Here is a 23,355-nt window from a genome sequence, read left to right as displayed (position 1 = left end):
GTGGATGAGCGGCCCTTACGGACCGAACAACCCCGGGGAGGGGAACAACGATCCCACCCAGCACTGGGGGGGTCAGCAGGGGGCCGGTGGTGCCGGTCCCACCCAGCACTGGGGAGGCGCGCAGCAGCCGCCACAGCAGGGCGCCCAGCCCACCCAGCAGTGGAAGGATCCGAACGCGCCGCAGCCGCAGCAGCAGTGGGGACAACAGCCCCAGCAGCCGCAGCAGCAGTGGGGCCAGCAGCCGCCGCAGGGCGGCGTGCCGCCGCAGCAGCCGACCGGGCCGCAGCAGCAGTGGGGTCAGACCCAGCCGCCGCCGCAGGACTGGAACAACCAGGCCGCAGGCGCCGGGCAGCAGTGGGGCCAGCAGCAGCCCGCGCCGCAGCAGCAGTGGGGGCAGCAGCCCGCACCGCAGCAGCCGTGGGGTCAGCAGCCGCAGCCGGCTTCCGGTGGTAAGAGCAAGGGCCTGATCATCGGGCTCGTCGGCGCGGGCGTGCTCGTGGTCGCCGCGGTGATCGGGCTGATCCTGGTCGTGTTCTCCTCGGACGAACTCGACAACACGGCCGTGCAGGACGGTGTCTCGCGCGTGCTGAAGGACTCCTACGGCATCGCCGACGTCTCCGATGTCAGCTGCCCGTCCGGTCAGGCCGTCGAGGTCGACGCGACCTTCACCTGCGACCTGAAGGTCAGCGGTGAGGCGAAGAAGGTCAGCGTCAAGATCACCAAGGACGACGGCACCTACGAGGTCGGTCGCCCCAACTAGGCGCTCGCACTACGTTTTCCGGGCCGTCCGCGCAGTCTGCGGGCGGCCCGGAGTCGTGTCAGTCGTGGGCCGCGGTCAGCGCGGTGACCAGGCGGGTGATCGGGCTCTCAGCGTTGTAGGCGGCGGCCAGGGCGAGCAGCCGGTCGGGATCGGCCGGGGTGGCGGGCAGGATGTCCGGGCGTGACAGGACCACGTCGGCGTCGCGGACGACCCGCACGACCGGTGCGGCGACCTTCAGATAATCCTGCGCGGCAACGAGTTTCGCCCGCACGCCTTTGGCGATGTCGGAACCGGGATCGGCGACGGCGGCCATGAGCGCGTCGAGCGAGCCGAACTTCGTGATCAGCTGGGCGGCGGACTTGTCGCCGATGCCCGCCACACCGGGCAGGCCGTCGGAAGCGTCGCCGCGCAGGGTCGCCATGTCGGCATACGCCGGGCCCGCGTTCTGTTCGGGCACACCGTATTTCGCCGAGAGTTCCGCGGGGCCGAACAGTTCGGCCTTGGCCAGACCGCGACCGACATAGAGCACCCGGACCGGCGGGGCGGGGTCGTCGCGCACCAACTGCAGCAGGTCGCGGTCGCCACTGACGACGACCACCGGATCGGCGCGTTCGCGGCTGGCGAGGGTGCCGAGTACATCGTCGGCCTCTAGCCCTTCCGCGCCGCCGGTGGCGATGCCCGCCGCTTCGAGGACCTCGAGGATCATCTCGACCTGCGGGGTGAGCGTGTCGGGCACCTCCTCGGCCCCGGGTGCGGCGCTGGTGCTGGTGTCGAGCCGGTGCGCCTTGTACGAGGGGACGAGGGCCACCCGGAACGGGGGCCGCCAATCCAGATCCAGCCCGACGACGAGCCTGCTCGGGCGGTGCTTGGTCACCAGCGAGGCCACCATGTCGGTGAAACCGCGCAACGCGTTCACCGACCGTCCGTCGGCGCCCCTGAGCTTGTCGGGGATCGCGTAGTAGGCGCGGAACCAGAGGCTGGCGCCGTCGAGGATCAACAGGGGTCCACGGGTGCTCTCGTCAGCGGTCACACCGGTGATTGTGCACCGAAGCACCGACACCGTGCCCGTGGCCGTGCCGGTCGGCCTGCCGCGAGGGGGTGACGCGGGGCGGGTAACGTCGGAGGTTATGAGCGCGCACACGAATGCCAGGTTTGCGGCGAAGGTCTACGGCCACCGGCTGGAGCGGGCGGTCGAATTGATGCGGGCGGCGCATCTGGACGCACTGCTGATCACCCCGGGCCCCGACCTGCGGTATCTGATCGGTTCGGCCGCGGAGTCCTTCGAACGGCTCACCTGCCTGGTCATCTCCGCCGACGGCTCGACGCCCTCGGTGGTCGTCCCGAAACTCGAGGTGGCCTCCCTCGGCGACTCCGCGGCGGGCGAACTCGGCCTGCAGATCCTCGACTGGGTCGACGGCGTCGATCCGTATCAGCTCGTCCGCTCCACGCTCCACGCCGGCTCCCGGATCGCCGTCGCCGACGCGATGCCCGCCCTGCACCTGATCCCGCTCGCCGAATCGACGACCGGTCTGCCCGCCTCGGCGACGCCGGTGCTGCGCGAATCGCGAATGATCAAGGACGAGGCCGAGATCGACGCGCTGCGCCGGGCGGGCGCGGCCATCGACCGGGTGCACGCGCGGATGGGCGAATTCCTGCGGGCGGGTCGCACCGAGGCCGAGGTGGCCGCCGACATCACCGCCGCGATCCTCGAGGAGGGGCATACCGAGGCGGCGTTCGTCATCGTCGGCAGCGGCCCCAACGGTGCCATCCCGCACCACGAGCACTCCGATCGCGTCATCGAACAGGGCGACGTGGTCGTCATCGACATCGGTGGCCCCGTCGAGCCCGGCTACTACTCCGATTCGACCCGCACCTACGCCCTCGGTACCCCGAGCTCGGAGATCGTCGAGCAGATGGCCGTCCTCGAGGCCGCCCAGGCCGCGGCGGTCGCGGCGGTGCGGCCGGGGGTGAGCGCGGAGTCCATCGACGCCGCCGCCCGCACCGTGCTCACCGACGCCGGCCTCGGCGACGCCTTCATCCACCGCACCGGCCACGGCATCGGCCTTTCGGTGCACGAGGAGCCCTACATCGTCGCGGGCAACGACCTGCTGCTCGAACCGGGCATGGCGTTCAGCATCGAGCCGGGGATCTACTTCGGCGGTGAATGGGGCGCGCGGATCGAGGACATCGTGGTCGTCACCGAGGACGGGGTGGAGTCGATGAACAACCGGCCGCACGGCCTGACGGTGCTGTAAGCGCTTCGCCTATTTCAGCGTGCTCGACGACAACACCCGCCGCACCTGGATCGCGACGACGACCCGCGTCGGGTTCTCGCGGGGCACCCGATAGCGCTCGGTGTAGCGGCGAACCGCCTCGGCCACGTCGGCGCTGTCGTCGAGCACCGTCGCCGGTCCTTCGAGGGTGAGCCAGCGTGCCCCGTCGACCTGGCTCACCGCCGCGTACCCACCGCGTCCGGCATTGCGCGCCTTCACCGACGCGCCATCGGTGATCACCCGGGCGATGCCGCTCTCGGGGTCCCAGGTGAATCCCACCGCGACCACGTGCGGGGTGCCGTCGGCGCGCAGCGTGGTGAGCGTGGCCAGGTGCCGCTCGGTGACGAACTCGAGCGCGGCGGGGGAGAGTTGTGCGGTGGCGGTCGGCATACATAAAACGCTAGCCGGGTCGATGAACGCCTGATTCCGCGGGTTTCGGTTGCCGCGACCACGGCGCCGGCGTGCCGCCGGTCGGCGTACCACGGTGGCCGTTCGGGCGGCTCACGACTGGCTGGAACCGAGGTAGCCGAAGATGGTGGCGTCGGCCGGATGACAGACTGGCGCTATGGGAATGCAGCAGAACGACGGGCCGGTGCTCGTCCTCGGTGGGCGCAGTGAGATCGGTCTGGAAGTGGCGCGCAGGCTGGCGCCAGGACGGGTGGTGATCCTTGCCGCCCGCCGAGCCGACGCCCTGGACGCCGAGATCGAGCAGGTCCGCGCGGCGGGCGCGAGCGCCGTACACGCGGTGGAATTCGACGCCGACGAGACCGCCACCCACGCCCCGCTGCTGGAGAAGCTCGCCGCCGAGCACGGTGGCATCGCGACCGCAGTGCTCGCCTTCGGTGTCCTCGGCAACCAGGACCGCGCCGAACACGACCCGGCGCACGCGGTGGCGGTCGTGCACACCGACTACGTCGCCCAGGTCAGCGTCCTGACGACCCTGGCGAACCTGATGCGCGCGCAGGGATCCGGCCAGATCGTCGTCTTCAGCTCGATCGCGGGCGTGCGCGTGCGCCGGGCCAACTACGTCTACGGTTCGGCCAAAGCGGGCCTGGACGGCTTCGCCAGCGGCCTCGGCGACGCCCTCCACGGCACCGGTGTCCAGCTGCTGCTGGTCCGCTCCGGCTTCGTGATCGGCCGCATGACCACCGGCATGGAACCCGCCCCCATGGCCAGCACCCCCGACCACGTCGCCGACGCGGTCGTACGCAGCCTCGCCAAGGGCGCCACCCGCGTTGCCATCCCCGGTCGGCTTGCGCTGGCCTTCTTCGTGATGCGCCTGCTCCCGCAATCCGTCTGGCGCCGGATGCCGCGGTGACCGAGATGGGTGCCGCGGCGACCGGGCCGGATGCCGCGGTGACCGCGCCGGGCGATGGGCTGTCGGCCGAGCACGGCCGGGTGTCGGATTCGGCTGTGATCGGCGATGTTGCCGGGCCGGACCGGGCCGCGACGGGTGGGCCGGTCGCCGACGCGGGGGACTGGGTCGGCCATCCGATCGTGGTCGCCGGCATCGGGGCCGAAGGCTGGACCGGGCTGGGAGAGAGCGTCCGCCACGCCATCGGTGACTGTGACGTGATGTTCGGGTCCACGCGTCAATTGGCGCTGCTCCCGCCCAGCGACATCGAACGCGTGCCATGGCCGACACCGCTGCTGCCCGCACTACCGGTGTTGTTCGCGCGCAACGTCGATCGGCGCATCGGCGTCCTCGCCAGCGGCGATCCCATGTTCTACGGCATCGGCGTCACCCTCGCCCGCCGGTTCGGCCCCGCGGCGCTGCGCGTGTTCCCGCAGCCGTCCTCGGCCTCGCTCGCCTGCGCCCGGCTCGGCTGGCCGCTCGCCGAAATTCCGGTGGTGAGCGTGGTTGCCCGACCATTGCCCACCGTCCTGCCTGAATTGTCCGAAAATCGTCGGATTCTCGTCCTCAGCGAGGACGAGAAGACACCCGATCGCCTCGCGGAACTGCTGCGCGACAACGGTTTCGGCGCCTCGGTCCTGACCGTCCTCGAACAACTCGGTGGCCCCGCTGAGCGGGTGCGCACGGGCCCCGCGGCGACCTGGCTGCACCCACCCGGCGACCCGCTCAACATCGTCGCCATCGACTGCCGCGCTGACCCCGGCACCCGCCGCGACACCCGCCTGCCCGGCCTGGCCGACACCGCCTTCGCCGGCGACGGCCAACTCACCAAAACCGAGGTCCGCGCCCTGACCGTCACCGCTCTCGCGCCCGCACCGGGGGAAATGCTGTGGGATATCGGCGGCGGCTCGGGCAGTATCGCGATCGAATGGTGCCGCACCCATCCGCTGTGTCGTGCGGTCACGTTCGAACGACTGCCCGCCCGGCGAGAACAAATCGCGACCAATATCGCCGCCCTCGGGGTACCGGGAATCACGATCCGTGGTGAGGTGCGCTCAGAGTTAGCCGAGGAAATGAGCCCGGCACCCGACGCCATATTTCTCGGCGGTGGCCTCACCCAGGCGGGCCTGTTCGAGTCCTGTTGGGAACGCCTGCGCCCGGGCGGGCGGCTGGTCGCCAACGCGGTCACCGCGGAATCGGAAGCGCTGCTGCTCGACTGGTCTGCGCGGTTCGGTGGGACCCTGCGCAAATTTCAGATCTACCGAGGCGAACCGCTCGGTACGTTCACGGCCTGGCGGCCGCACTTGCCGGTGGCCCAGTGGGTGGTCCGAAAACATGCTGGTCAACCGACCAGGAACGCATAACGCCGATCACGATCAGATCACGCGCAGATCACGGCGAATCCGTTCTCGCAGGGTCCGCACGCCAGAAAAGTTTCGGACCGAACGTGTAGAACCGTCGACGCGGGGGTAGGGTCGTTGCCGTTCCGGGTAATCCCCCCGGTTCGTTTTCCATGATGGAGAGTTACATGAAGTACTCGAAGTTCGATGGCGATACTGCCCGTGCCGATGATTTCGGAGGGCTGTCCTGAGAGTTCTGATCCTCGGTGGCACCGGTGAAGCCAGGGAGTTGGCGCGTAGAGCGTCCGGCGAGCGTGGACTCGATATCGTGTCCTCCCTTGCCGGTCGGGTCGCCAATCCGCGGCTTCCGGTCGGTGCGGTTCGGGTGGGTGGGTTCGGTGGTGTCGAGGGCCTCCGAACCTGGCTACGCGAGAACGCGATCGACGCTGTCGTGGATGCGACCCATCCGTTCGCCGCGAAGGTGAGCGCGCACGCCGCCACCGCCGCGGTCGACCTGGACATTCCCGTGCTGCACCTGCGCCGCCCGGAGTGGGTGCAGCGGCGTGGTGACCTGTGGACCAGGGTGCCCGATCTCGCATCGGCGGCCGCGGCCCTGAACGCGCGCGACGAACGAGTCCTGCTGACCATCGGTCGCCAAGGCGTCGGCGCGTTCGTCGGCTGCACCGGGCACCGTTTCGTCATCCGGTCCATCGACGCCCCCGAGGTCCCGCTGCCGCCGCGTTCCGCACTGCTGCTGGCGCGCGGGCCGTTCACCTTCGACGAGGAGCTCGTGCTGATGTCGCGTCATCGCATCGATGTGCTGGTCACCAAGAACAGCGGCGGTGAGCAGACCGAGGCGAAGATCTTCGCCGCGCGCACGGCGGGACTGCCGGTGATCATGATCGACCGGCCGCCGCTGCCCGCGGGCGCGGTGACCGTCGCCGAGGTCGGTGACGCGATCGAGTGGCTGCACGAGGCCGCGTCGCACCGGGTGCGCTGAGGTCAGTCGGTGCGCACGGTGCCGAATTCCGCCGGCGGCGGTGTCGACGGCGTGAAGATCGTCGGCAGCTGGTCGAACCAGTGCAGGACCGCGCGCTCGTAGGCGATGCCGAATTCGAGGGTGGCGCGCTGGTGTGGTGCCAGCGCGGTCTCGTCCTCGTCGAGGTAGCGGTCGAGGCGGTCCTGGTGAATGTTCTTGTTGGCGGCGATGATCCGATCGCGATGCGCGGGCTCGAGGTGCTCGCCGAACGACAAGGTGAGCAGCAGCGGCACCCGGATGGTCTCGGCGCCGGGATCGCGGCTGATCCATTCGGCGAACGCCTCGCGGCCGATCTCGGTGATCCGATACGGCGTGCGTTCCCTGGCGCCGCGTTCGCCTTTGGTCACCAGGCCCGCGGCGTCCATGGTGGACAGTTCGCGATACACCTGGCTCTGGGTGATCGTCCAGAAGTCGCCGATGCGTTGCTGGGCCTGTGTAGCCAGATCCCAGCCCGACTTCGGGCCCTCGTGCAGGAACCCGAGTAGCGAGGCCGCGGTGGAGTTCAGCGGGCGGCGTCGAGTCGCGGCTTCGGTCAACGGTCAACTCCCTTCGAACTACATTCCTCAGTGGAATGTTACGCCTGGCGGTGCGGTCCACCAAGAGTGACAGGTTGCGGCGTGTTCGCCGGGAGCGGGGTGCGGCGGTGGTGCTCGCGCGCTGAGCGCCACCGCCGCGAGGATCGTCCCGTCAGGCCAGCGCCAGATTCACGACGGCGCCGTCGGTGAGTTCGTAGGACGCCAGCGTTCGGGAGTCCTCGAGCTTGACCTCGCTGTCGGTGACGAGCTGCTGCTCGGCCGCCGCGACGCCGGTCTGCTCCTCGATGAGGATCTTCAGATCCTCGACGGTGGCCGTGGCGTCGATGTCGACCGCGATGGGTTCGCCGTCGAGGCCGTTGACCGTCAGCGTGATGCTGGTGGCGCTGTCGGCCAGGGGTGACCCGGGCAGACCCGGCAGGGCGGGCAATCCGGGTGCGGCGGGTGCAGCCGGTACCGCGGGTGCGGCCGGTGCGGCTGGTAAGGCCGGCGCGGCGGGTGCCGCCGGTGCTTCGGGTGCCGCTGGTAGCGCCGGCGCTTGGGCCGAGGCGATGCCGGCGACGGGAGCCGTCATGGCGGCGGCGATCATGCCGATCGTCAGGCCGCGCCGTAATCGGGTACCGAGAGTGCGTTGTGCGTGGTGCTGAACTCTCATCGTGGTGAATCCTTTCATCGTCCTCGTGGGACGTGTTGGGGAATCGAACCAGGAACGAGCTGTCACGCGTGCGGGCGAGCCCGCGGAACCAGTGTGCCACCGCACGTCGGGTACGCCGGGGTCCCCGACCGCGTGGGTGGTCGGGGACCCCGGCCACGTGGGTGGACCGGCCGAGTCGTCGGGCCTAGGCGGACCCGTATCTGCGCGAGGTAAAGACTCGGGTGCCTTCCGGCGTGTCGAAGGTGGTGGTGGTCGAAGCTCCGATGATCAGCAGCGTGCGCATGTCGACCTCGTCGGGATCGAGTTCGCCCAGGGTGGTCACCCGGACCGATTCGGTCGGCCCGCCCACATCGCGACCCAGCACCACCGGTGTGTCCGGTTTACGGTGCTCGAGCAGGACGTCGCGCATGGCACCGACCTGCCACCGACGTTGCGAGGAAGCCGGGTTGTAGATCGCGATGGCCATGTCGGCTGCCGCGACGGCCGAAAGACGTTGGGCGACAACGTCCCACGGCTTGAGGCGATCCGACAGCGAGATCATCGCGTAGTCGTGCCCGAGTGGTGCGCCGACCCGGCTCGCGACGGCGTTGGCGGCGGTCATTCCGGGCAGTACCCGAACCCGAACATCCTTGAACTGCGGTTCGGCCGACACTTCGAGAACGGCCGCGGCCATGGCGAAGACTCCCGGGTCACCGGAGGAGATCACCGCGACGCGAGCACCCCGCTTGGCCAGATCGAGTGCCATCGCGGCCCGCTCGGATTCGACCTTGTTGTCGCTGGCGTGCCTGCGCTGACCCGCCCGCTCGGGGACGCGGTTGATGTAGGTGGTGTAGCCGACGAGATCGGTTGCCTCGGCGAGCGCGGCGGTGACTTGCGGCGTGGTCCAGTCGGCGTCGCCGGGGCCGAGGCCAACGACCACGACTTCGCCTGGTACGACCACGGATTCGAGGTTGGCTTCCAACGGGAGGCGGGTGATATCCGCATCGGCATCTGGTGTCGCGATGGCCGATTCGGTCGGCGCGGCGGCGGAGGTGACCGCGCGACCCGTCGAGTCGCCGGACGTGCCTACGGCGGTGGGCGTCCGGCCCGGAGTCGCGGCCCGGTGATCTGCGGTCGATGTTGCCCGGTCGCCGGTGTCGCGAGCGAGGATCTGCGTGGTCGGGGTCGGGCCGGGTACGAGGGTGATCGAGAAGTACGGCACGTCGGCCTCATCGACATCGGCGGCGGCGAGCACCCGTTGACGGGTGCTGCTCGCACGTTCGACGTAATAGGCGTCGCCCAGTCGGCCGGAATCCGAGAGTGCCTGGCGCACACCGGGAAACGTGCGTCCCAGCTTCATGATCGCGGCGGCTTCGGTGTTGCGCAGTCGCTCGGTCAGTTCCTCGACGGGCATCGTGCCGGGCAGCACCGTCAGCACCTGCTCGCCTTCGACCAGTGGTGTCCCCAGCGCCGCGGAAGCCGCACTGACAGAGGTGATCCCGGGCACGATCTCGGCGTCGAACCGGTCGGCCAACCGCCGATGCATGTGCATATAGGAGGAGTAGAACAGCGGATCACCGGCGGCGAGCAGCGCGACGGTACGTCCCGCTGCCAGGTGGGTGGCCAGTCGTGCGGCCGCCTGCTCGTAGAACTCGTCGATCGCACCCTGATACCCACCGGGATGATCGGTGGTCTCCACCGTCACCGGGTAGACCAGATGCTCCTCGATCTGACCCTCGCGCAGATACGGTTCGGCAATGGCACGCGAGATGCTGCGCCCGTGCTTGGCGCTGTGGAACGCCACCACATCGGCGGCGGTGATGAGCCGCGCGGCCTTCACGGTGACCAGTTCCGGGTCGCCCGGGCCCAGGCCGATACCCCACAGTTTGCCGGTGCTGATCTCACTCACTCCTGTTCGCTCGCAATAGCATTCAGTGCCGACGCGGTGATCGCGCTCCCGCCGCGGCGCCCGCGCACGGTGAGATACTCGATCCCGCCGAACTCGATCAGCGCCTGCTTGGATTCGGCGGCCCCGATGAACCCGACCGGGATACCGATGACGGCGGCGGGTCGCGGCGCACCGGCGTCGAGCATGTCGAGCAGGTGGAACAGCGCGGTCGGTGCGTTGCCGATGGCCACCACCGCACCGTCGAGCTGGTCGCGCAGCAGTTCCAGCGCCGCCACCGACCTGGTGTTGCCCAGTTGTGCGGCGAGGTCGGGCACGCGCGGGTCTTTGAGATTGCACAGCACCGCGTTGTCGGCGGGCAGGCGTTTGCGGGTCACCCCCGAGGCGACCATGTTGGCGTCGCAGATGATCGGCTTGCCCGCGTGCAGGGCGGCGCGCGCGGCGGCGACCACACCGGGGGAGTAGGCGATATCGGCGGCCAGGTCGACCTGCCCGCAACCGTGGATCATCCGCACCGCAACCCGCTCGACATCGGCGGGGAAACCGGCGAGATCCGCTTCGGCGCGGATCGTCGCGAACGAGCGCCGATAGATCTCGGCCCCGTCGGTGAGGTAGCTGGCACGCACGTCGGACATGCCGACAACCCTAGAACCTGGGTCTGACGTGGTCTCGCGCGGCTCAGGTGCGGGGGCGTTCGAGAATGCGCGACATCACCAGCGAACTGCGGGTGCGCCCGACCCTGGCATTCTCCCTGATCCGTTCGACGGTCACCTCGATCTCGGCCATATCGGTGGCCATCACGTGCACGAGCGCATCGGCCTCACCCGCGATTGTCCACACCCCGACGACCTGCGGAATCGGTTCGAGGGTGCGGCGCAGCTCGGCCGGGGAGATGTTGTCGCGGTAGTAGACCTCGACGTAGGCCTCGGTGGTCCAGCCGAGCGCGGCGGGGTTGACCTGGGCGGTGAACCCGGTGATCTGGCCGCTCGCGACCATCTTGTCGACCCGCCGTTTCACCGCGGGCGCGGACAGTCCGACCACCGAACCGATCTCCTGGAACGAGGCGCGGGCGCGCACGAGTAGCTCGGCGAGAATACGGCGATCGATATCGTCCACGTCACTCCTTGGGTCGTCGCGCGCAATGATTGCCCATTCTGGCATCGAAATGCACAACGAATCAGTGTTCCCCGTGCAACGCAACGGCGAATACGGTCGGTTGAACCGTCCGCGCAGACACCAGGAGTCCTGATGACCGCCGCCAGTCCGCCTCGCACCTCGGCGCCCGCGCCGCACGCCTCAGCCTCCACGATTCCCGCGTCCGCGCTAGATGTGCCAGCGCCCGCGCTCAATGTGCCCGCGCGGGCGGCTTCCTCGCGCCGTTACGTGCTGTGTCGTCCCGACCATTTCGAGGTCACCTACGCGATCAACCCGTGGATGGACCCGGCCGCCCCGGTCGACCGGGCCCGCGCGCTCGCCCAGTGGGAGATCCTGCGCGCCACCTTGGAGGCGCACGGCCACACCGTGGAAACGGTGCCCGGCGAACCCGGCTTGCCGGACATGGTCTTCGCCGCCAACAGCGGCATCGTGATCGGCGGACACGCGCTGTCGGCCCGCTTCGCCCACCCCGAACGCGCCGCCGAGGGCCCCGCCTTCCACCGCTGGTTCGCCGCCCGCGAACTGCGCGAGCTGGCCGCCGCGGCCGAAACCAATGAGGGAGAGGGCGATTTCGCGTTCGCCGGGCAAAGGATTCTGGCCGGTGTCGGGTTCCGCTGCTCGCTCTCGGCGCACGCGGAGGTCGTGCGGTTCTTCGGGATCCCGGTCGTGTCCCTCGAACTGGTCGACCCGCGCTTCTACCACCTCGACACCGCGCTCATGGTCCTCGACGACGCGACCATCGCCTACTACCCGGCGGCATTCAGCCCCGCCGCCCGCGAGGTGTTGACCGCGCTCTACCCGGACGCGATCCTCGCCGACGACAACGACGCGGTCTCCTTCGGTTTGAACGGACTCAGCGACGGCGAACACGTCTTCCTCGACCCCGGCGCCACCGGCCTCATCGCCCAGCTGCGCGAGCGCGGATTCGTCCCCGTTCCGGTCGACATGTCCGAACTGCGCAAGGGCGGCGGCGGCGTGAAGTGCTGCGTGCTCGAGCTCCACACCCGACGCGACACGACCGCCGGGTAGCCCGACCGGCACGTCGTCCGCCCACATACTGGGCGAATGGTGACTCCTGCGCACTCCACCGAGGAACGGCGCGCCAGTTGGACCGAGTTGTTCTTCGATCTCGTCGCCGTGGCGGGCATCGGCCAGCTCACCCACCTGCTGCACCGCGGGCCCTCGCTGAGCGAGTTCGGTCTGTATGTGCTTCTCTACCTTGCCTTTTGGGTGGTGTGGGCATGTGTGACCGTGTACAGCAATGTCGCGGGCGAGCAGGCCCGCACCACCATGGTGTTCGGCTGCATGTTCGGTCTGTGCGTGATGATGGCCGCCGTCGGTGGTGCGCCCGACGAGCACATGAACGTCTTCGCCGCGATCTATCTGCTGGTGCGGGTGGCGTCGTCGACGGCGTGGCGGCGCGGCCAGATCGTGGTGGACTGGCCGATCGCGCAGATCGGTGCGGGCACGGTGCCGTGGCTGGTGTCGCTGTGGGTGCCCGCGCCGTGGAAGTTCGTGCTCTGGGCGGTGGGACTGGCGATCGACCTGTGGATCATGTTCGCCGTCGACTCCGAACGGATGATGGTCGACGCCGAACGGAGGGTGCGGGCTCGATTGCGCCGCGGCTCGGGTCGGAAATCGCGCGAGGCGACGCCGCCGAAACTGCAAGCGCTGCGTGCCGACGCGCCACATCTGGGGGAACGGCTCGGCCAGTACCTGATCATCGTGCTCGGCGAGGGCGTGATCTCGGTGATCGCCGCGATCTCGGTGGAGGAATGGACCCTGGCGGTGTGCGTCATCGGGGCGGGGGCATTCCTGTGCCTGATCGCGATGTGGGCGCTGACCTTGCGCTTCGGGTTCGTGCCGCGCCTGATGGGCGAGGCCGGGGAGTCGGTCGGACTGCCCTATCAGCGGGTGATGGCCGTGCATTGCGCGATCAGCGGTGCGATCGCGACGGTCGCGGGCGGGTTGGGTTTGGTCGCGGCCCACCCGTCGGGCCATCTGCCTGTCGGACTCGGCTGGGTGCTCGGCGGTGGCCTCGCCGCGTTCTTCCTGGTGTGTGGTCTCGGCGGAGTGCGCAGCGCCGGGGCGCGATGGTTGCTGCGATGGCCGGTGCCGTGCCTGGTGGTCGCCCTCGTGCTCGGCTGGGCGGCCCCGCACATCGGCGGAGTGTGGTTGGTGCTCGGCGTGATGGTCACCCTCGCGGCCGCCGTGGCTTCCGAGACCTCGCGCACCACCGAAGGCCGCTGAACAACCACGCTACGCGCCCACTTTCCGCGTAATCGGTCAATATTTCGACCGAAAAGGGTGTTTGTGTGCGCGTAGCGTGGTCGAGCTCACTCGTACTCGGTGCCGCCGTCGCGCAACAGGTACGCGGCGGAGACGATCTTGCCGATCGCCCGGCCACCGAGGATCGGTGACTGCCGCTCCACGGCGGGCCGAACCACCAGTCCCTCACGGATATTCGTGCCCGCGCCGCTGACCGTCTCGGTGCCCTCGGCGAGCTCCATCAACAACTCCGCGTCGTAGGCGCCCTCGTAGAGCACCGGGACTCGGGGCAGGGTGAGGCCGAGATCGTCGAGCAGCGAGGTGATCTCGTGATGGCCGAGCCAGCGCACCGGCTGCCCACCGGCGTCCACCGCGACGTCGAACAGGCCGAACCCGAGCGAGGTGTCGTGCGCGGCGGACGCACCGTAGTGCAGGTCCTGCACGCCTGCGCCGTACACCTCACCGAAGAAGCCGACGCGGTCGGCGTCGAGCGCGACGGCGAGCTTGCGGGCGGCCCCGTCGAGCCCGTGGGCGCGAATGGCACGCCAATACAGGTTGCCGTCGGCCGCGGTCAGCGACAGCGAACGACCTCCGACGCCCTTGGACGACACCAGGATTCGGTCACCTTCGCGCACGTAGGTGAGCAAGCAGGCGGTACCGTGAATCTTCTCCGTCGCCACCACCGGCTCCCCGGCGCTGAAGATGTCGGGGAACCGCTTGATGTTCTCCACGTCGACCCACGGCAACAGATCCGGCGCCGACTCGACCTGCCCCGACATCGAAACCGGCACTGGTGGAACCCATTTCACGATCCCGAGCGACTCGGCGAAATCGGTGCGCTCGTTCGCGGCCACCGCGAGATCCACGCCGTCGAGTGCGCTCGGCGTGCACACGATGCCCTGCGAGATCTCCCCGCGCAGGCGCACCGCCTTCACCCGATTGTGCAGCGAACCGGCGAGTTTCCCGGTCAACCCCAACTCGTCGATCAGCGCGTCGGGCAACACCGACTGCTCCGGAATGTAGACCGCGAAATCCCCGGTCGTGTACCGCCCCTTCGCGACCACGGCCCGATACAACCCGACCTGGGCCAGCTCGAGCCGATCGGCATTCGGATGCGGAACAACGACGAGCCGCTCGGCCGTCACTTGCAGTGTGGACATGGAAAACCCCCTCGTAGTGAGAAGGCAAGCCTACGAAAGGATCCCGGGGGCGTCGATCGAGTTTCCGCGCGAGGTGTCGGCGCAGTGTCAGGGTTTCTCCGGACGTTGCAGGAGGGTCGGGATGTCGCGACTCTGGTGAAGTACCCGCCATACGTCGATCCGGTCAGTGCGCTCCAGGTAGAACACGAGGTACGGATACCGTGTGAGAGCGCGACTGCGTAAACCCGGCACATCCAGTTCGTGGGCGTAGAACGAGGAGCCAACGCCGGGCTGCAGGCCGATCAGTCGATAGGTGGCCTGAAGGGCGTCGACGAAGCCGTCAGCGGCGGCAGGGGCGCCGGCGTCCAGGTAGTAATCGAGAGCGGTGCGAACATCGGCCGTCGCGCGAACGCTCGGCTGGACCGGCTTGACGCTCACTCGCCGGACCGTGTCCGGATGTGATCACGCAGGCCGTCGAAGTACGCGTCGTCGGCGGGCTCGCCGGGGCCCGATCCGGCGCCTTCGAGGAGCAGGTTGCGGAGCTGGTCCCGGTCCTGCTCGCGGCGGATCAGTTCGCGAACGTACTCGCTGCTCGTACCGTAGCCGCGCTGCGCCACCTGTTCCTCGACGAACGCCTTCATCGAGTCCGGCAGTGAAACGTTCATGGTGGTCATGGAGTAATGCTAGAAATTGATGGCAAAGTTTGTCAATGGCTGATTCGGTAGCCGTTGTCGGTGGCGACGACGTCGGTGACCTGGCCACGTGGTCGGCCGCAGCGGCGGTCGCAGCCCGACCAGTGTTGGCGGCCTGCGACGGTGACGTCTTCGGCGGGTATGAGGGTGGTTTCGGTGGGGGTGTCGGTGTGCTCCGGGAGGACGCGGTCGGAGTCGACGGCGGCGGAGAGGTCGGTGCGGACGTCGGTGAGGGATTTGGCGCAGCCCGGTCGGCCCGCGCAGGCGCTGACCTGGAGCCAGGGGGAGTTCGCGTCGAAGATCAGGCCCAGCGGGGCGAGAACTCGGACCACGGTTTCAGCGGGGCCCTCGTCGAGGTCGGTGATCACCAGGCTGCGCCACGGGGTGACGAAGACGGGGCGTTCGACGGCGGCCAGGAATTCGGTGGTCCTGGCCGAGAGGGTGCCGAGTGGTACTGCGGCGCCGAGGGTGACCAAGCCGTTGTCCTGGTCGAGCCAGCCGATCGGAATATCGTGTGCCGCACCGAGTTCGACAGGTTCGCCGACGGGGGAGCGGTCCAGTGTCTCGACCACCGACTCGACACCGCCCGCGATCTCGTGCAGCCGCCACTGGCCGGTGTCGCTGGTTCCGCGCAGGTCGAGGAAGCCGCGCGCCGCGTCGAGCATGACCTCGACCGCCTCGCCAGCGGTGACCCGAAGCCCGGTATCGGAGCCCGCGAGGAGCAGAGCGAACTCGTTGTCGCCGACGGCGTGAATGCCGATGTCGCCGTGCAGGGTGCTCACATCGCCGCGACCGTCGTCGAGGGTGAACAGCACTCGGCCGGGCAGCTCGCCCAGTCGCGGATCGGCCAGCAGTCCGGCGTCGAGGTCGACCGCCAGATCCCGCACATCGGCGAAACCGCCGATCCGCCCGGACAGCGGCGAAGCCACGATATTGCGGACCCGTTCATGGGTCTGGCTCGGCAACAACCCGGCCGCGCCCAACCGCAGGGCGAGTTCGGAGGCGTCGCGCACCTGTCTGAGCTGGATGTTGCCGCGCGAGGTCAGCTCGAGATTGCCGTTGCCCAGGTCACGCGCCGCATCCGCGAGGGTCTGCAACTGCGCCGATTCGAGGCGGCCGCCGGGCACGCGGATCCGCGCCAACGGGCCGTCGGCGGCCTGGTGCAACCGCAGCACTCCGGGGCAAGAATCGGGCGCACTCCTGGTCATGAGCCCAGCCTACGACGCCTCCGTCGCTGCCCGAACCGCACGGCGGGCCTGCTGACGTGACGAGCGCAACTCGCATGACTGCTCGTTTCGGGGGTAGTCACCTAGGGTGAGTGGCGGATCCTTCGCCGGCCGAGTACTGACAAGGAGAGTCGCCGCATGTTGCGTGAATTCGTGGACAAGCGTGTAGTTCCCGCACTCGACAGGGTCGCGAAAGCGCAGGCACCGGTTGTGCATCGCTACGTCGACTGGCTGGGCAGCAGGCATCCCGACGACGCGCCGGTGGAGATCGTGCAGCGGCTGTCGCGCCAGTATCTGGTCGTCGTCACCGCCAGTGGTGTGACGGTCGGGCTCACCGCCGCGGTGCCCGGCGTCGGCACGCTGATCGGTCTGGCGGCGACCGGTGTCGACACGCTCGTGTTCCTCGAGGCGTCGTCGGTGCTGTCGGTCGGCGCGGCCGCCGCGTACGGCCTCGACCCCGACGACCCGCGGCAGGCGCACCTGGTGTCGAAGGTGGTGCTCGGCGAAGCGGGCACGAAGGTGCTCGACGAGACCGCGGGGCACAAGACCGGTCAGTGGCTCTCGGTCGTCACCGACCACATCCCCGGCCTGTCGTCCATGCCGGACTCCCCGGCCAAGCGCTTCATCGTGAACTACCTGGTCAAACGCGGTCTGCTGCTGTTCGGCACGCTGATCCCGGCGGGTATCGGCGCGGTGATCGGCGGCGTCGGCAACAACGCCCTCGGGCAACTGGTGATCGCCAACGTGTACCGCAACCTCGGGACGGGCTCCCCGGACATGGTCGCCGCGGGCACCGAGCGCACGACGCCTTGACCTTCGACTCACTCGAACCCCGATGATCAATCGGTGCCCGACACCGACCTGATCACCATCGGAGCGTTCGCCCGCGCCTGCGGCCTGAGCGCCAGCGCCCTGCGCTTCTACGCCGACGCGGGAGTCCTGACCCCCGCCGCCACCGACGAGGCCACCGGCTACCGCTACTACGCACCCGACCAGTCCGCCCCCGCCCGCCTCCTGCGCCACCTCCGCGCGGTCGACATGCCGCTCCCCGCTGTCACCGCCCTCCTCGCCGAACCCGACCCTCTCCGCGCGATCGCCCTGCTCGACCACCATCTCACCGACCTCGATCGCCATCAGGAAACGATCCGCGCCGCCGCGTCAGCCGCCCGCGCCGCGCTCCTCGCTCTGCGTGGATCGGATTCCGAACTCAGCGGTGGCGGTAGCGATCGGGACGACACAGAGCACAGGTTCGACGGTGTACCGAGACCGCATGCCGACGACCTGTGGGTGAGCGGACCCGCGCTGGCGGCCGCGATCGACCAGGTCGCCACCGCCACGGTCACCGACCCGACCATGCAGGTGCTCGACACGATCCTGTTCGAGGCGACCGCGCAGGAATTGATCCTCACCGCCACAGATCGCTACCGGCTGGCCACCAGAACCGTGCGCCCGACCCGCCCCACCACGACGGCGTGGACGACCACGATCAACGCTGACGATCTACGCTCAGCGGTTTCCTGGCTGCGCCGCCGATACGCCGTGGCCATCCGGCCGACACCGGAGGGCATCGAATTCGACACGGCCACTGAGGATTCCGATGGCAGCGGCTCATCTGCGCAAGGTAGCGGAATGTCCAGCAGCGCGAACAGCGAGTTCGGAGCGTCCGTCGACGCCCGCCGCCACTGCCGCAGTTCGACCGAGGACTTCCCCGACTACCGAGCGATGCCGGCGGCGCTACCCCCGGTCCGCACCCGAGTCGTGTTCACCCGCGCCGACCTGCTCGACGCGCTCGAAAACGCCGGCGCGCCAACAATTGCGCTGCGGCTACTTCCGCCGAGCACGGTGACCGTCACGCCCGGTGGCACCTTCCCCCGTCGAGGCGACCATCGAGTTCAGCGTGCCGACGTTCACGGTCACGACACCGAACGCACCCTTCCCGCCACGATCACCGGCCCGTCGATGACGATCCACTTCACCGTCACCACCCTCTACCCCGCCGTCGCGGGCGCCGTCGGGCCCGACGTGATGCTCGACCTCATCGCCCCGGACCTGCCCGTCCTGGTCCGCTCCGCCGACGACGGCGACCTGATGATCCTGGCAATGCCGTGCAAACCCGCCTGATGACCATCCGCTGACCTCGAGCGGTCCGTGCCGCTCCACCGCATCGTCGGCAGGCCCGCCCATTCGGGTCCGCCGCCGACAACGGCGACCTGTCGACGTCGGCAATCCGAACCCACCGAGGAGACCTCCCGATGACCACCGCCGACCCGATCATGTCCCGAATAACCCAGGGCGTCAACGACTTCCGCACCGGCGACCCCGACTGCGCCCGCACCGCCCTGCTCGAGGTGTGGGCCGACATCGGCGCCGCAGGCGACCCCTTGCACCGCTGCACCGTCGCCCACTACCTGGCCGACACCTACGACGATCCGGCCGAAGCGCTCGTCTGGGACGTCCGTGCCCTCGACGCCGCCGACGCCCTCACCGACTCCCGCTTGCACGACTACCACGCGGGCATCCAGGTGGCCGGCTTCTCTCCCTCCCTGCACCTGAACCTCGCCGACAACTTCCGCCGCCTCGGCGCCTTCCCCGCCGCCACCCGCCACATCGACGCCGCCCGGGAATGCCTGCACGCCCTGGGCGACGACGACTACGGCGACACCATCCGCCGCGCCCTCGCCGAAGTCGCCACCGCAATCACCGCCGGTGACACCGCCAGGCGTCCCACCCATTGACGACGGCCGCCAAGGTGCGGGGGCCCTGAACACCGCCGGCGCACCAAGACTGGTGGTTTTTCCTTCTCGGCCGACGGTGCCACCAGAGCCTGGTGATCACCTGTCCAGCAGTGGGTACGGGCTGGAAAGTTGCGGGCGGGACGGGCCCAGTAGCATCGACATGCTCGGCGGGTGACGAGGAAACCGGTGGAAATCCGGTGCGGTCGCGCCACTGTGAACAGCCAGACCCTCTCCGGCGAGCACCGCAACCTGCGATGGGCGCGTAACCCGAGGAAGGTCTCACCCTGTGATCCTGCTGCTGTCCACCTCCGACACCGATCTCCTGAGCGCTCGTGCAAGCGGCGCCGAGTATCGCTGGGGCAATCCCGCCCGGCTGCTCGTGGAGGACCTGCCGGAGCTGCTCGACGGCGCTGATCTGGTGATCGTGCGGATCCTCGGCGGCAAGCGCGCCTGGGAAGAGGGCCTGGACGCGATTCGGGCCAGCGGGGTGCCGATGGTGGCGCTGGGCGGTGAGATCGCGCCCGACGCGGAGCTGATGGAATGCTCGACGGTGCCGGTCGGTGTCGCGGCCGACGCGCACAACTATCTCGCCGCGGGCGGCGCCGAGAACCTGCTGCAGCTGCACAACTTCCTGTCCGACACCGTGCTGCTCACCGGCCACGGTTTCGAGCCGCCCGCCCAACTGCCCACCTGGGGCGAACTCGACCGGTCCGCGCGCATCCTCGAACCGCACGCCCCGACCGTCGCTGTCGTCTACTACCGCGCCCAGCACCTGGCGGGCAACACCGCCTATATCGAGGCGCTGTGCAAGGCGATCGAAGCCAAGGGCGCGCGGCCGTTGCCGGTCTACGCGGCCTCGCTGCGCACCGCCGAACCCGAACTCCTCGCCCTGCTCGGCCGCGCCGACGCTCTCGTGGTGACGGTTCTCGCCGCCGGTGGCAGCAAGCCCGCAACCGCCTCGGCCGGTGGTGACGACGAAGCCTGGGACGTGGCCGCGCTCGCCGCCCTGGATGTGCCGATCCTGCAGGGCCTGTGCCTGACCAGCGGTCGCGCGCAGTGGGAGGCCAACGACGACGGCCTGTCCCCCCTTGACGTCGCGACCCAGGTGGCGGTGCCCGAGTTCGATGGCCGCATCATCACGGTCCCGTTCTCCTTCAAGGAGTTCGACGCCGACGGCCTGTCCGCGTATGTCCCCGACGCGGAGCGCTGCGCCCGGGTAGCCGGTATCGCCGTGCGGCATGCTCGCCTGCGCCACATCCCGGCCGCGGACAAGCGGATCGCGATCATGCTCTCGGCCTACCCGACCAAGCACGCCCGCATCGGCAATGCCGTCGGCCTCGACACCCCCGCCAGCGCGATCCGGCTGCTCACCGAATTGCGTTCCGCCGGTTACGATCTCGGCGATATCAACGAGATCCCGGGGCTGGTCGAGCGCGACGGCGACGCACTGATCCACGCGCTGATCGCCGCAGGCGGCCAGGATCCCGAGTGGTTGAGCGCGGAACAGTTGGAGGGCAACCCGATTCGCATCGGCGCCACCACCTACACCCGCTGGTTCGAATCCCTGCCCGAAGATCTGCGCGAAGCCGTCGTCGAGGCGTGGGGGCCGCCGCCGGGCGAACTCTACGTCGACCGGTCGGCCGATCCCAAGGGTGAAATCGTCATCGCCGCACTGCGTTTCGGCAATGTGGTGCTGATGGTGCAGCCGCCTCGCGGCTTCGGCGAGAACCCCGTCGCGATCTACCACGACCCCGACCTGCCGCCGAGCCACCACTACCTCGCCGCCTACCGCTGGCTGTCCGCGCCCGACGGTTTCGGCGCCGACGCGATGGTGCACCTGGGCAAGCACGGCAACCTGGAATGGCTGCCCGGCAAGACCCTCGGCATGTCCGCCTCCTGCGGCACCGACGCCGCACTCGGCGATCTGCCGCTGATCTACCCCTTCCTGGTCAACGATCCCGGCGAGGGCACCCAGGCCAAGCGCCGCGCTCACGCCACCCTCGTCGACCACCTGATCCCGCCGATGGCGCGCGCCGAAACCTACGGCGACATCTCGCGTTTGGAGCAGCTGCTCGACGAGCACGCCAACATCTCCGCCCTCGACCCGGCCAAACTGCCCGCCATCCGCCAGCAGATCTGGACCCTGATGCGCGCGGCCAAAATGGACCACGACCTCGGCCTGGCCGAACGCCCCGAAGAAGACGTCTTCGACGACATGCTCCTGCACGTCGACGGCTGGCTGTGCGAGATCAAGGACGTCCAGATCCGCGACGGCCTGCACATCCTCGGCCAGGCGCCCGAAGGTGAGATGGAACTCGACCTGGTGCTGGCGATGCTGCGCGCCCGCCAGCTGTGGGGCGGCGAACAGAACGTGCCCGGCCTGCGAGAAGCGTTGGGGCTCAGCGAAGCCGGTGACGAGTCGCGCGATCGCGTCGACGTGGTGGAAAGCCGCGCCCGCGAACTGCTCGGCGCTCTCCAGGCGACGGACTGGTCGGTCGACGCAGTCGACAGGCTGGTAGACGACTACGCCACCGCGATTCTCGCTGGGGGAGTGGACGATTCGTCCACGGCACCCGTGTCGATGGACGTGAGCGACGATGCTGCGGAATCCGTGACGGGTGCCGCGACCCCCGCCGCCCTGGTGAACGCCAGCGCTGCCGCCGCGGCGGGCAGTGTGGCCGTGAGTGGGCGTCTGGAAGCGGTGAAGACCGTCTTGCGTTTCGCCGCAACCGAAGTCGTGCCCCGCCTGCGCGAAACCAGCATCGAGATCACCCGCATCCTGCACGCGCTCAACGGCGGTTTCATCCCCGCGGGTCCCAGCGGTTCGCCCCTGCGCGGCCTGATCAACGTCCTGCCCACCGGCCGCAACTTCTACTCCGTCGACCCCAAGGCCGTCCCGTCGCGACTGGCCTGGGAGACCGGCCAGGCGATGGCCGAATCGCTGCTGGCCCGCTACCTGGCCGATCACGGCGAGTACCCGAAGTCGGTGGGCCTGTCGGTGTGGGGCACCTCGGCGATGCGCACCTCGGGCGACGACATCGCGGAAGTCTTCGCCCTGCTCGGTGTTCGACCGGTCTGGGACGAAGCGAGCCGCCGCGTCACCTCCCTCGAGATGATCTCCCTCGACGAACTCGCCCGCCCCCGCATCGACGTCACCGTCCGCATCTCCGGCTTCTTCCGCGACGCCTTCCCGCACGTCCTTGCCCTGCTCGACGACGCGGTCCGCCTGGTCGCCGACCTCGACGAGCCCGCCGAGTCGAATTACATTCGCGCACACGCCCAGTCGGACCTGGCCGAACACGGCGACACCCGCCGCGCCACCACCCGCATCTTCGGCTCCAAGCCGGGCACCTACGGCGCGGGCCTGCTTCAGCTCATCGATTCCAAGAGCTGGCGCACCGACGACGACCTCGCGCAGGTCTACACCACCTGGGGCGGCTACGCCTACGGCCGCGACCTCGACGGCGCCCCCGCCGCCGACGACATGCGCACCGCCTACAAGCGGATCGCGGTCGCCGCCAAGAACACCGACACCCGCGAACACGACATCGCCGACTCCGACGACTACTTCCAGTACCACGGCGGCATGGTCGCCACCGTCCGCGCGCTGACCGGCAAGAACCCCGAGGCCTACATCGGCGACTCCACCCGCCCCGACGCCGTGCGCACCCGCACCCTCTCGGAGGAAACCGCCCGCGTCTTCCGTGCCCGCGTGGTGAACCCCCGCTGGCTCGAGGCGATGCGGCGCCACGGCTACAAGGGCGCCTTCGAAATGGCCGCCACCGTCGACTATCTGTTCGGCTACGACGCCACCACCAATGTTGTCGCCGACTGGATGTACGAAAAGCTTTCCGAGAGTTACGTTTTCGACGACGTGAACCGCAAGTTCATGGAGCAGTCCAACCCGTGGGCCCTGCACGGCATCGCCGAACGCCTCCTGGAAGCGGCCGAGCGCAAGCTGTGGGAGCACCCGGAACAGGAAACCCTCGACAAACTGCGTCAGGTCTACCTCGAAACCGAGGGCGAGCTGGAGTAGTCCGCCGACGCGGCCTGCAGGAGAATCCGGTCACGGTAGATCCGCAGCGCCGCGATCACGGCGAACACCGCGGTGAGCAGCCCGAACAGGACGCGCACCCCATGGGCCACCCCGATCTCCTGGACAGTGCGGTTCAACTCGTCGACTGTGTGCTGGGCGCGATCCTCGAACAGGATCGGCCAGCGCGGCCACAGGTACAGCATCGACAGCGCGAACATGCCCGAGACGAACCGCACGATCGAGGCGAGCAGACAAGCCTGGTCAC

General features: G+C 69.2%; 23 protein-coding genes and 1 riboswitch. Of the genes, 11 read left to right on the top strand and 12 right to left on the bottom strand.

The features are described 5' to 3' along the window. Positions 1 to 4 precede the first annotated feature (4 nt). Positions 5 to 760 carry a DUF4333 domain-containing protein gene (locus ACFWUP_RS04130; RefSeq protein ID WP_379230515.1) on the top strand — a complete coding sequence of 252 codons (756 nt, stop codon included), beginning with the start codon at positions 5 to 7 and terminating at the stop codon, positions 758 to 760. A gap of 58 nt (positions 761 to 818) precedes the next feature. On the opposite strand, the gene ACFWUP_RS04125 is transcribed toward ACFWUP_RS04130, so the two are convergent. After that, positions 819 to 1,790, bottom strand: coding sequence for a 5'-3' exonuclease H3TH domain-containing protein (locus ACFWUP_RS04125; protein ID WP_379230514.1), 972 nt, complete (start codon positions 1,788 to 1,790; stop codon positions 819 to 821). Between the two features lie 97 nt (positions 1,791 to 1,887). Here ACFWUP_RS04125 and ACFWUP_RS04120 point away from each other — a divergent pair, with 97 nt between their 5' ends. Continuing rightward, entirely contained in the window at positions 1,888 to 3,015 is a 1,128-nt protein-coding gene (locus tag ACFWUP_RS04120; protein ID WP_379230512.1) for a M24 family metallopeptidase, read from the top strand. Between the two features lie 9 nt (positions 3,016 to 3,024). On the opposite strand, the gene ACFWUP_RS04115 is transcribed toward ACFWUP_RS04120, so the two are convergent. Further along, positions 3,025 to 3,423: a PPOX class F420-dependent oxidoreductase gene (locus ACFWUP_RS04115; RefSeq protein ID WP_379230510.1), complete on the bottom strand. Its 399-nt coding sequence runs from the start codon at positions 3,421 to 3,423 to the stop codon at positions 3,025 to 3,027. 175 nt (positions 3,424 to 3,598) lie between these two features. Between ACFWUP_RS04115 and ACFWUP_RS04110 the strand changes: the two genes are divergently transcribed. The 3 genes from ACFWUP_RS04110 to ACFWUP_RS04100 all read left to right on the top strand — a co-directional run bounded on the left by ACFWUP_RS04110 (position 3,599) and on the right by ACFWUP_RS04100 (position 6,727). After that, positions 3,599 to 4,351, top strand: coding sequence for an SDR family NAD(P)-dependent oxidoreductase (locus ACFWUP_RS04110; RefSeq protein ID WP_379230508.1), 753 nt, complete (start codon positions 3,599 to 3,601; stop codon positions 4,349 to 4,351). Further along, the gene (gene cbiE, locus ACFWUP_RS04105; RefSeq protein WP_379230506.1) at positions 4,348 to 5,751 is read left to right on the top strand and encodes a precorrin-6y C5,15-methyltransferase (decarboxylating) subunit CbiE; all 1,404 of its coding nucleotides are present in this window, start codon (positions 4,348 to 4,350) and stop codon (positions 5,749 to 5,751) included. The genes ACFWUP_RS04110 and cbiE overlap by 4 nt, the downstream gene beginning before the upstream one ends. Before the next feature lie 223 nt (positions 5,752 to 5,974). After that, entirely contained in the window at positions 5,975 to 6,727 is a 753-nt protein-coding gene (locus tag ACFWUP_RS04100; protein ID WP_379230960.1) for a cobalt-precorrin-6A reductase, read from the top strand. Positions 6,728 to 6,729: 2 nt separating this feature from the next. On the opposite strand, the gene ACFWUP_RS04095 is transcribed toward ACFWUP_RS04100, so the two are convergent. The 5 genes from ACFWUP_RS04095 to ACFWUP_RS04075 form a co-directional block, all read right to left on the bottom strand. After that, the gene (locus ACFWUP_RS04095) at positions 6,730 to 7,302 is read right to left on the bottom strand and encodes a PadR family transcriptional regulator (RefSeq protein WP_379230504.1); all 573 of its coding nucleotides are present in this window, start codon (positions 7,300 to 7,302) and stop codon (positions 6,730 to 6,732) included. 151 nt (positions 7,303 to 7,453) lie between these two features. Next, entirely contained in the window at positions 7,454 to 7,954 is a 501-nt protein-coding gene (locus tag ACFWUP_RS04090) for a ubiquitin-like domain-containing protein (RefSeq protein WP_379230503.1), read from the bottom strand. A 184-nt stretch (positions 7,955 to 8,138) separates the two neighbouring features. Continuing rightward, a complete protein-coding gene (cobJ, locus tag ACFWUP_RS04085) occupies positions 8,139 to 9,833 on the bottom strand; it encodes a precorrin-3B C(17)-methyltransferase (RefSeq protein ID WP_379230958.1) in 1,695 nt (564 codons plus the stop codon). Positions 9,834 to 9,838: 5 nt separating this feature from the next. After that, the gene (locus tag ACFWUP_RS04080) at positions 9,839 to 10,474 is read right to left on the bottom strand and encodes a precorrin-8X methylmutase (RefSeq protein WP_379230501.1); all 636 of its coding nucleotides are present in this window, start codon (positions 10,472 to 10,474) and stop codon (positions 9,839 to 9,841) included. A 43-nt stretch (positions 10,475 to 10,517) separates the two neighbouring features. Further along, entirely contained in the window at positions 10,518 to 10,955 is a 438-nt protein-coding gene (locus ACFWUP_RS04075; protein WP_379230499.1) for an Lrp/AsnC family transcriptional regulator, read from the bottom strand. 132 nt (positions 10,956 to 11,087) lie between these two features. Here ACFWUP_RS04075 and ddaH point away from each other — a divergent pair, with 132 nt between their 5' ends. Continuing rightward, a complete protein-coding gene (gene ddaH / locus ACFWUP_RS04070) occupies positions 11,088 to 12,023 on the top strand; it encodes a dimethylargininase (protein WP_379230497.1) in 936 nt (311 codons plus the stop codon). A 36-nt stretch (positions 12,024 to 12,059) separates the two neighbouring features. Continuing rightward, on the top strand, positions 12,060 to 13,244 hold the full coding sequence (locus ACFWUP_RS04065; RefSeq protein WP_379230495.1) for a low temperature requirement protein A: 1,185 nt from the start codon (positions 12,060 to 12,062) through the stop codon (positions 13,242 to 13,244). A gap of 86 nt (positions 13,245 to 13,330) precedes the next feature. On the opposite strand, the gene ACFWUP_RS04060 is transcribed toward ACFWUP_RS04065, so the two are convergent. From ACFWUP_RS04060 to cobG, 4 genes are all read right to left on the bottom strand, one after another. Next, entirely contained in the window at positions 13,331 to 14,422 is a 1,092-nt protein-coding gene (locus tag ACFWUP_RS04060) for an RNA ligase (ATP) (protein WP_379230494.1), read from the bottom strand. 87 nt (positions 14,423 to 14,509) lie between these two features. Further along, entirely contained in the window at positions 14,510 to 14,839 is a 330-nt protein-coding gene (locus tag ACFWUP_RS04055) for a type II toxin-antitoxin system RelE/ParE family toxin (RefSeq protein ID WP_379230492.1), read from the bottom strand. Continuing rightward, positions 14,836 to 15,075: a type II toxin-antitoxin system ParD family antitoxin gene (locus ACFWUP_RS04050; protein ID WP_379230490.1), complete on the bottom strand. Its 240-nt coding sequence runs from the start codon at positions 15,073 to 15,075 to the stop codon at positions 14,836 to 14,838. Before ACFWUP_RS04050 ends, ACFWUP_RS04055 begins: the two co-directional genes overlap by 4 nt. A gap of 32 nt (positions 15,076 to 15,107) precedes the next feature. After that, positions 15,108 to 16,301, bottom strand: coding sequence for a precorrin-3B synthase (gene cobG / locus ACFWUP_RS04045; protein ID WP_379230488.1), 1,194 nt, complete (start codon positions 16,299 to 16,301; stop codon positions 15,108 to 15,110). A gap of 156 nt (positions 16,302 to 16,457) precedes the next feature. On the opposite strand from cobG, the gene ACFWUP_RS04040 reads away from it, so the two are divergent. From ACFWUP_RS04040 to cobN, 4 genes are all read left to right on the top strand, one after another. Next, on the top strand, positions 16,458 to 17,132 hold the full coding sequence (locus ACFWUP_RS04040; RefSeq protein WP_379230486.1) for a hypothetical protein: 675 nt from the start codon (positions 16,458 to 16,460) through the stop codon (positions 17,130 to 17,132). A gap of 33 nt (positions 17,133 to 17,165) precedes the next feature. Further along, a complete protein-coding gene (locus ACFWUP_RS04035; RefSeq protein ID WP_379230484.1) occupies positions 17,166 to 18,440 on the top strand; it encodes a MerR family transcriptional regulator in 1,275 nt (424 codons plus the stop codon). A 131-nt stretch (positions 18,441 to 18,571) separates the two neighbouring features. Next, positions 18,572 to 19,054 carry a hypothetical protein gene (locus tag ACFWUP_RS04030; protein ID WP_379230483.1) on the top strand — a complete coding sequence of 161 codons (483 nt, stop codon included), beginning with the start codon at positions 18,572 to 18,574 and terminating at the stop codon, positions 19,052 to 19,054. Between the two features lie 124 nt (positions 19,055 to 19,178). Continuing rightward, positions 19,179 to 19,306, top strand: a riboswitch (cobalamin riboswitch). A gap of 34 nt (positions 19,307 to 19,340) precedes the next feature. After that, positions 19,341 to 23,090: a cobaltochelatase subunit CobN gene (gene cobN, locus ACFWUP_RS04025; RefSeq protein ID WP_379230481.1), complete on the top strand. Its 3,750-nt coding sequence runs from the start codon at positions 19,341 to 19,343 to the stop codon at positions 23,088 to 23,090. Here the strand turns inward: cobN and ACFWUP_RS04020 are convergent. Beyond that, positions 23,060 to 23,326: a hypothetical protein gene (locus ACFWUP_RS04020; RefSeq protein ID WP_379230479.1), complete on the bottom strand. Its 267-nt coding sequence runs from the start codon at positions 23,324 to 23,326 to the stop codon at positions 23,060 to 23,062. The two genes, cobN and ACFWUP_RS04020, sit on opposite strands and share 31 nt — an antisense overlap. Positions 23,327 to 23,355: the final 29 nt, after the last annotated feature.

The sequence above is a fragment of the Nocardia sp. NPDC058658 genome (assembly GCF_042716665.1).
In the GTDB taxonomy this organism is placed as follows: Bacteria; Actinomycetota; Actinomycetes; order Mycobacteriales; family Mycobacteriaceae; genus Nocardia.
The sequence above is the reverse complement of the archived record's forward strand: the minus strand, read 5'-3'. Positions and strand labels throughout refer to the sequence as shown.

Coding starts and splice junctions, on each gene's coding strand:
- ACFWUP_RS04060 (WP_379230494.1), bottom strand. CDS start 14,422: ATGTCCACACTGCAAGTGACGGCCGAGCGGCTCGTCGTTGTTCCGCAT.
- ACFWUP_RS04110 (WP_379230508.1), top strand. CDS start 3,599: ATGGGAATGCAGCAGAACGACGGGCCGGTGCTCGTCCTCGGTGGGCGC.
- ACFWUP_RS04040 (WP_379230486.1), top strand. CDS start 16,458: ATGTTGCGTGAATTCGTGGACAAGCGTGTAGTTCCCGCACTCGACAGG.
- ACFWUP_RS04065 (WP_379230495.1), top strand. CDS start 12,060: ATGGTGACTCCTGCGCACTCCACCGAGGAACGGCGCGCCAGTTGGACC.
- ACFWUP_RS04050 (WP_379230490.1), bottom strand. CDS start 15,075: ATGACCACCATGAACGTTTCACTGCCGGACTCGATGAAGGCGTTCGTC.
- ACFWUP_RS04080 (WP_379230501.1), bottom strand. CDS start 10,474: ATGTCCGACGTGCGTGCCAGCTACCTCACCGACGGGGCCGAGATCTAT.
- ACFWUP_RS04120 (WP_379230512.1), top strand. CDS start 1,888: ATGAGCGCGCACACGAATGCCAGGTTTGCGGCGAAGGTCTACGGCCAC.
- ddaH (WP_379230497.1), top strand. CDS start 11,088: ATGACCGCCGCCAGTCCGCCTCGCACCTCGGCGCCCGCGCCGCACGCC.
- cobG (WP_379230488.1), bottom strand. CDS start 16,301: ATGACCAGGAGTGCGCCCGATTCTTGCCCCGGAGTGCTGCGGTTGCAC.
- ACFWUP_RS04115 (WP_379230510.1), bottom strand. CDS start 3,423: ATGCCGACCGCCACCGCACAACTCTCCCCCGCCGCGCTCGAGTTCGTC.
- ACFWUP_RS04030 (WP_379230483.1), top strand. CDS start 18,572: ATGACCACCGCCGACCCGATCATGTCCCGAATAACCCAGGGCGTCAAC.
- ACFWUP_RS04090 (WP_379230503.1), bottom strand. CDS start 7,954: ATGAGAGTTCAGCACCACGCACAACGCACTCTCGGTACCCGATTACGG.
- ACFWUP_RS04130 (WP_379230515.1), top strand. CDS start 5: ATGAGCGGCCCTTACGGACCGAACAACCCCGGGGAGGGGAACAACGAT.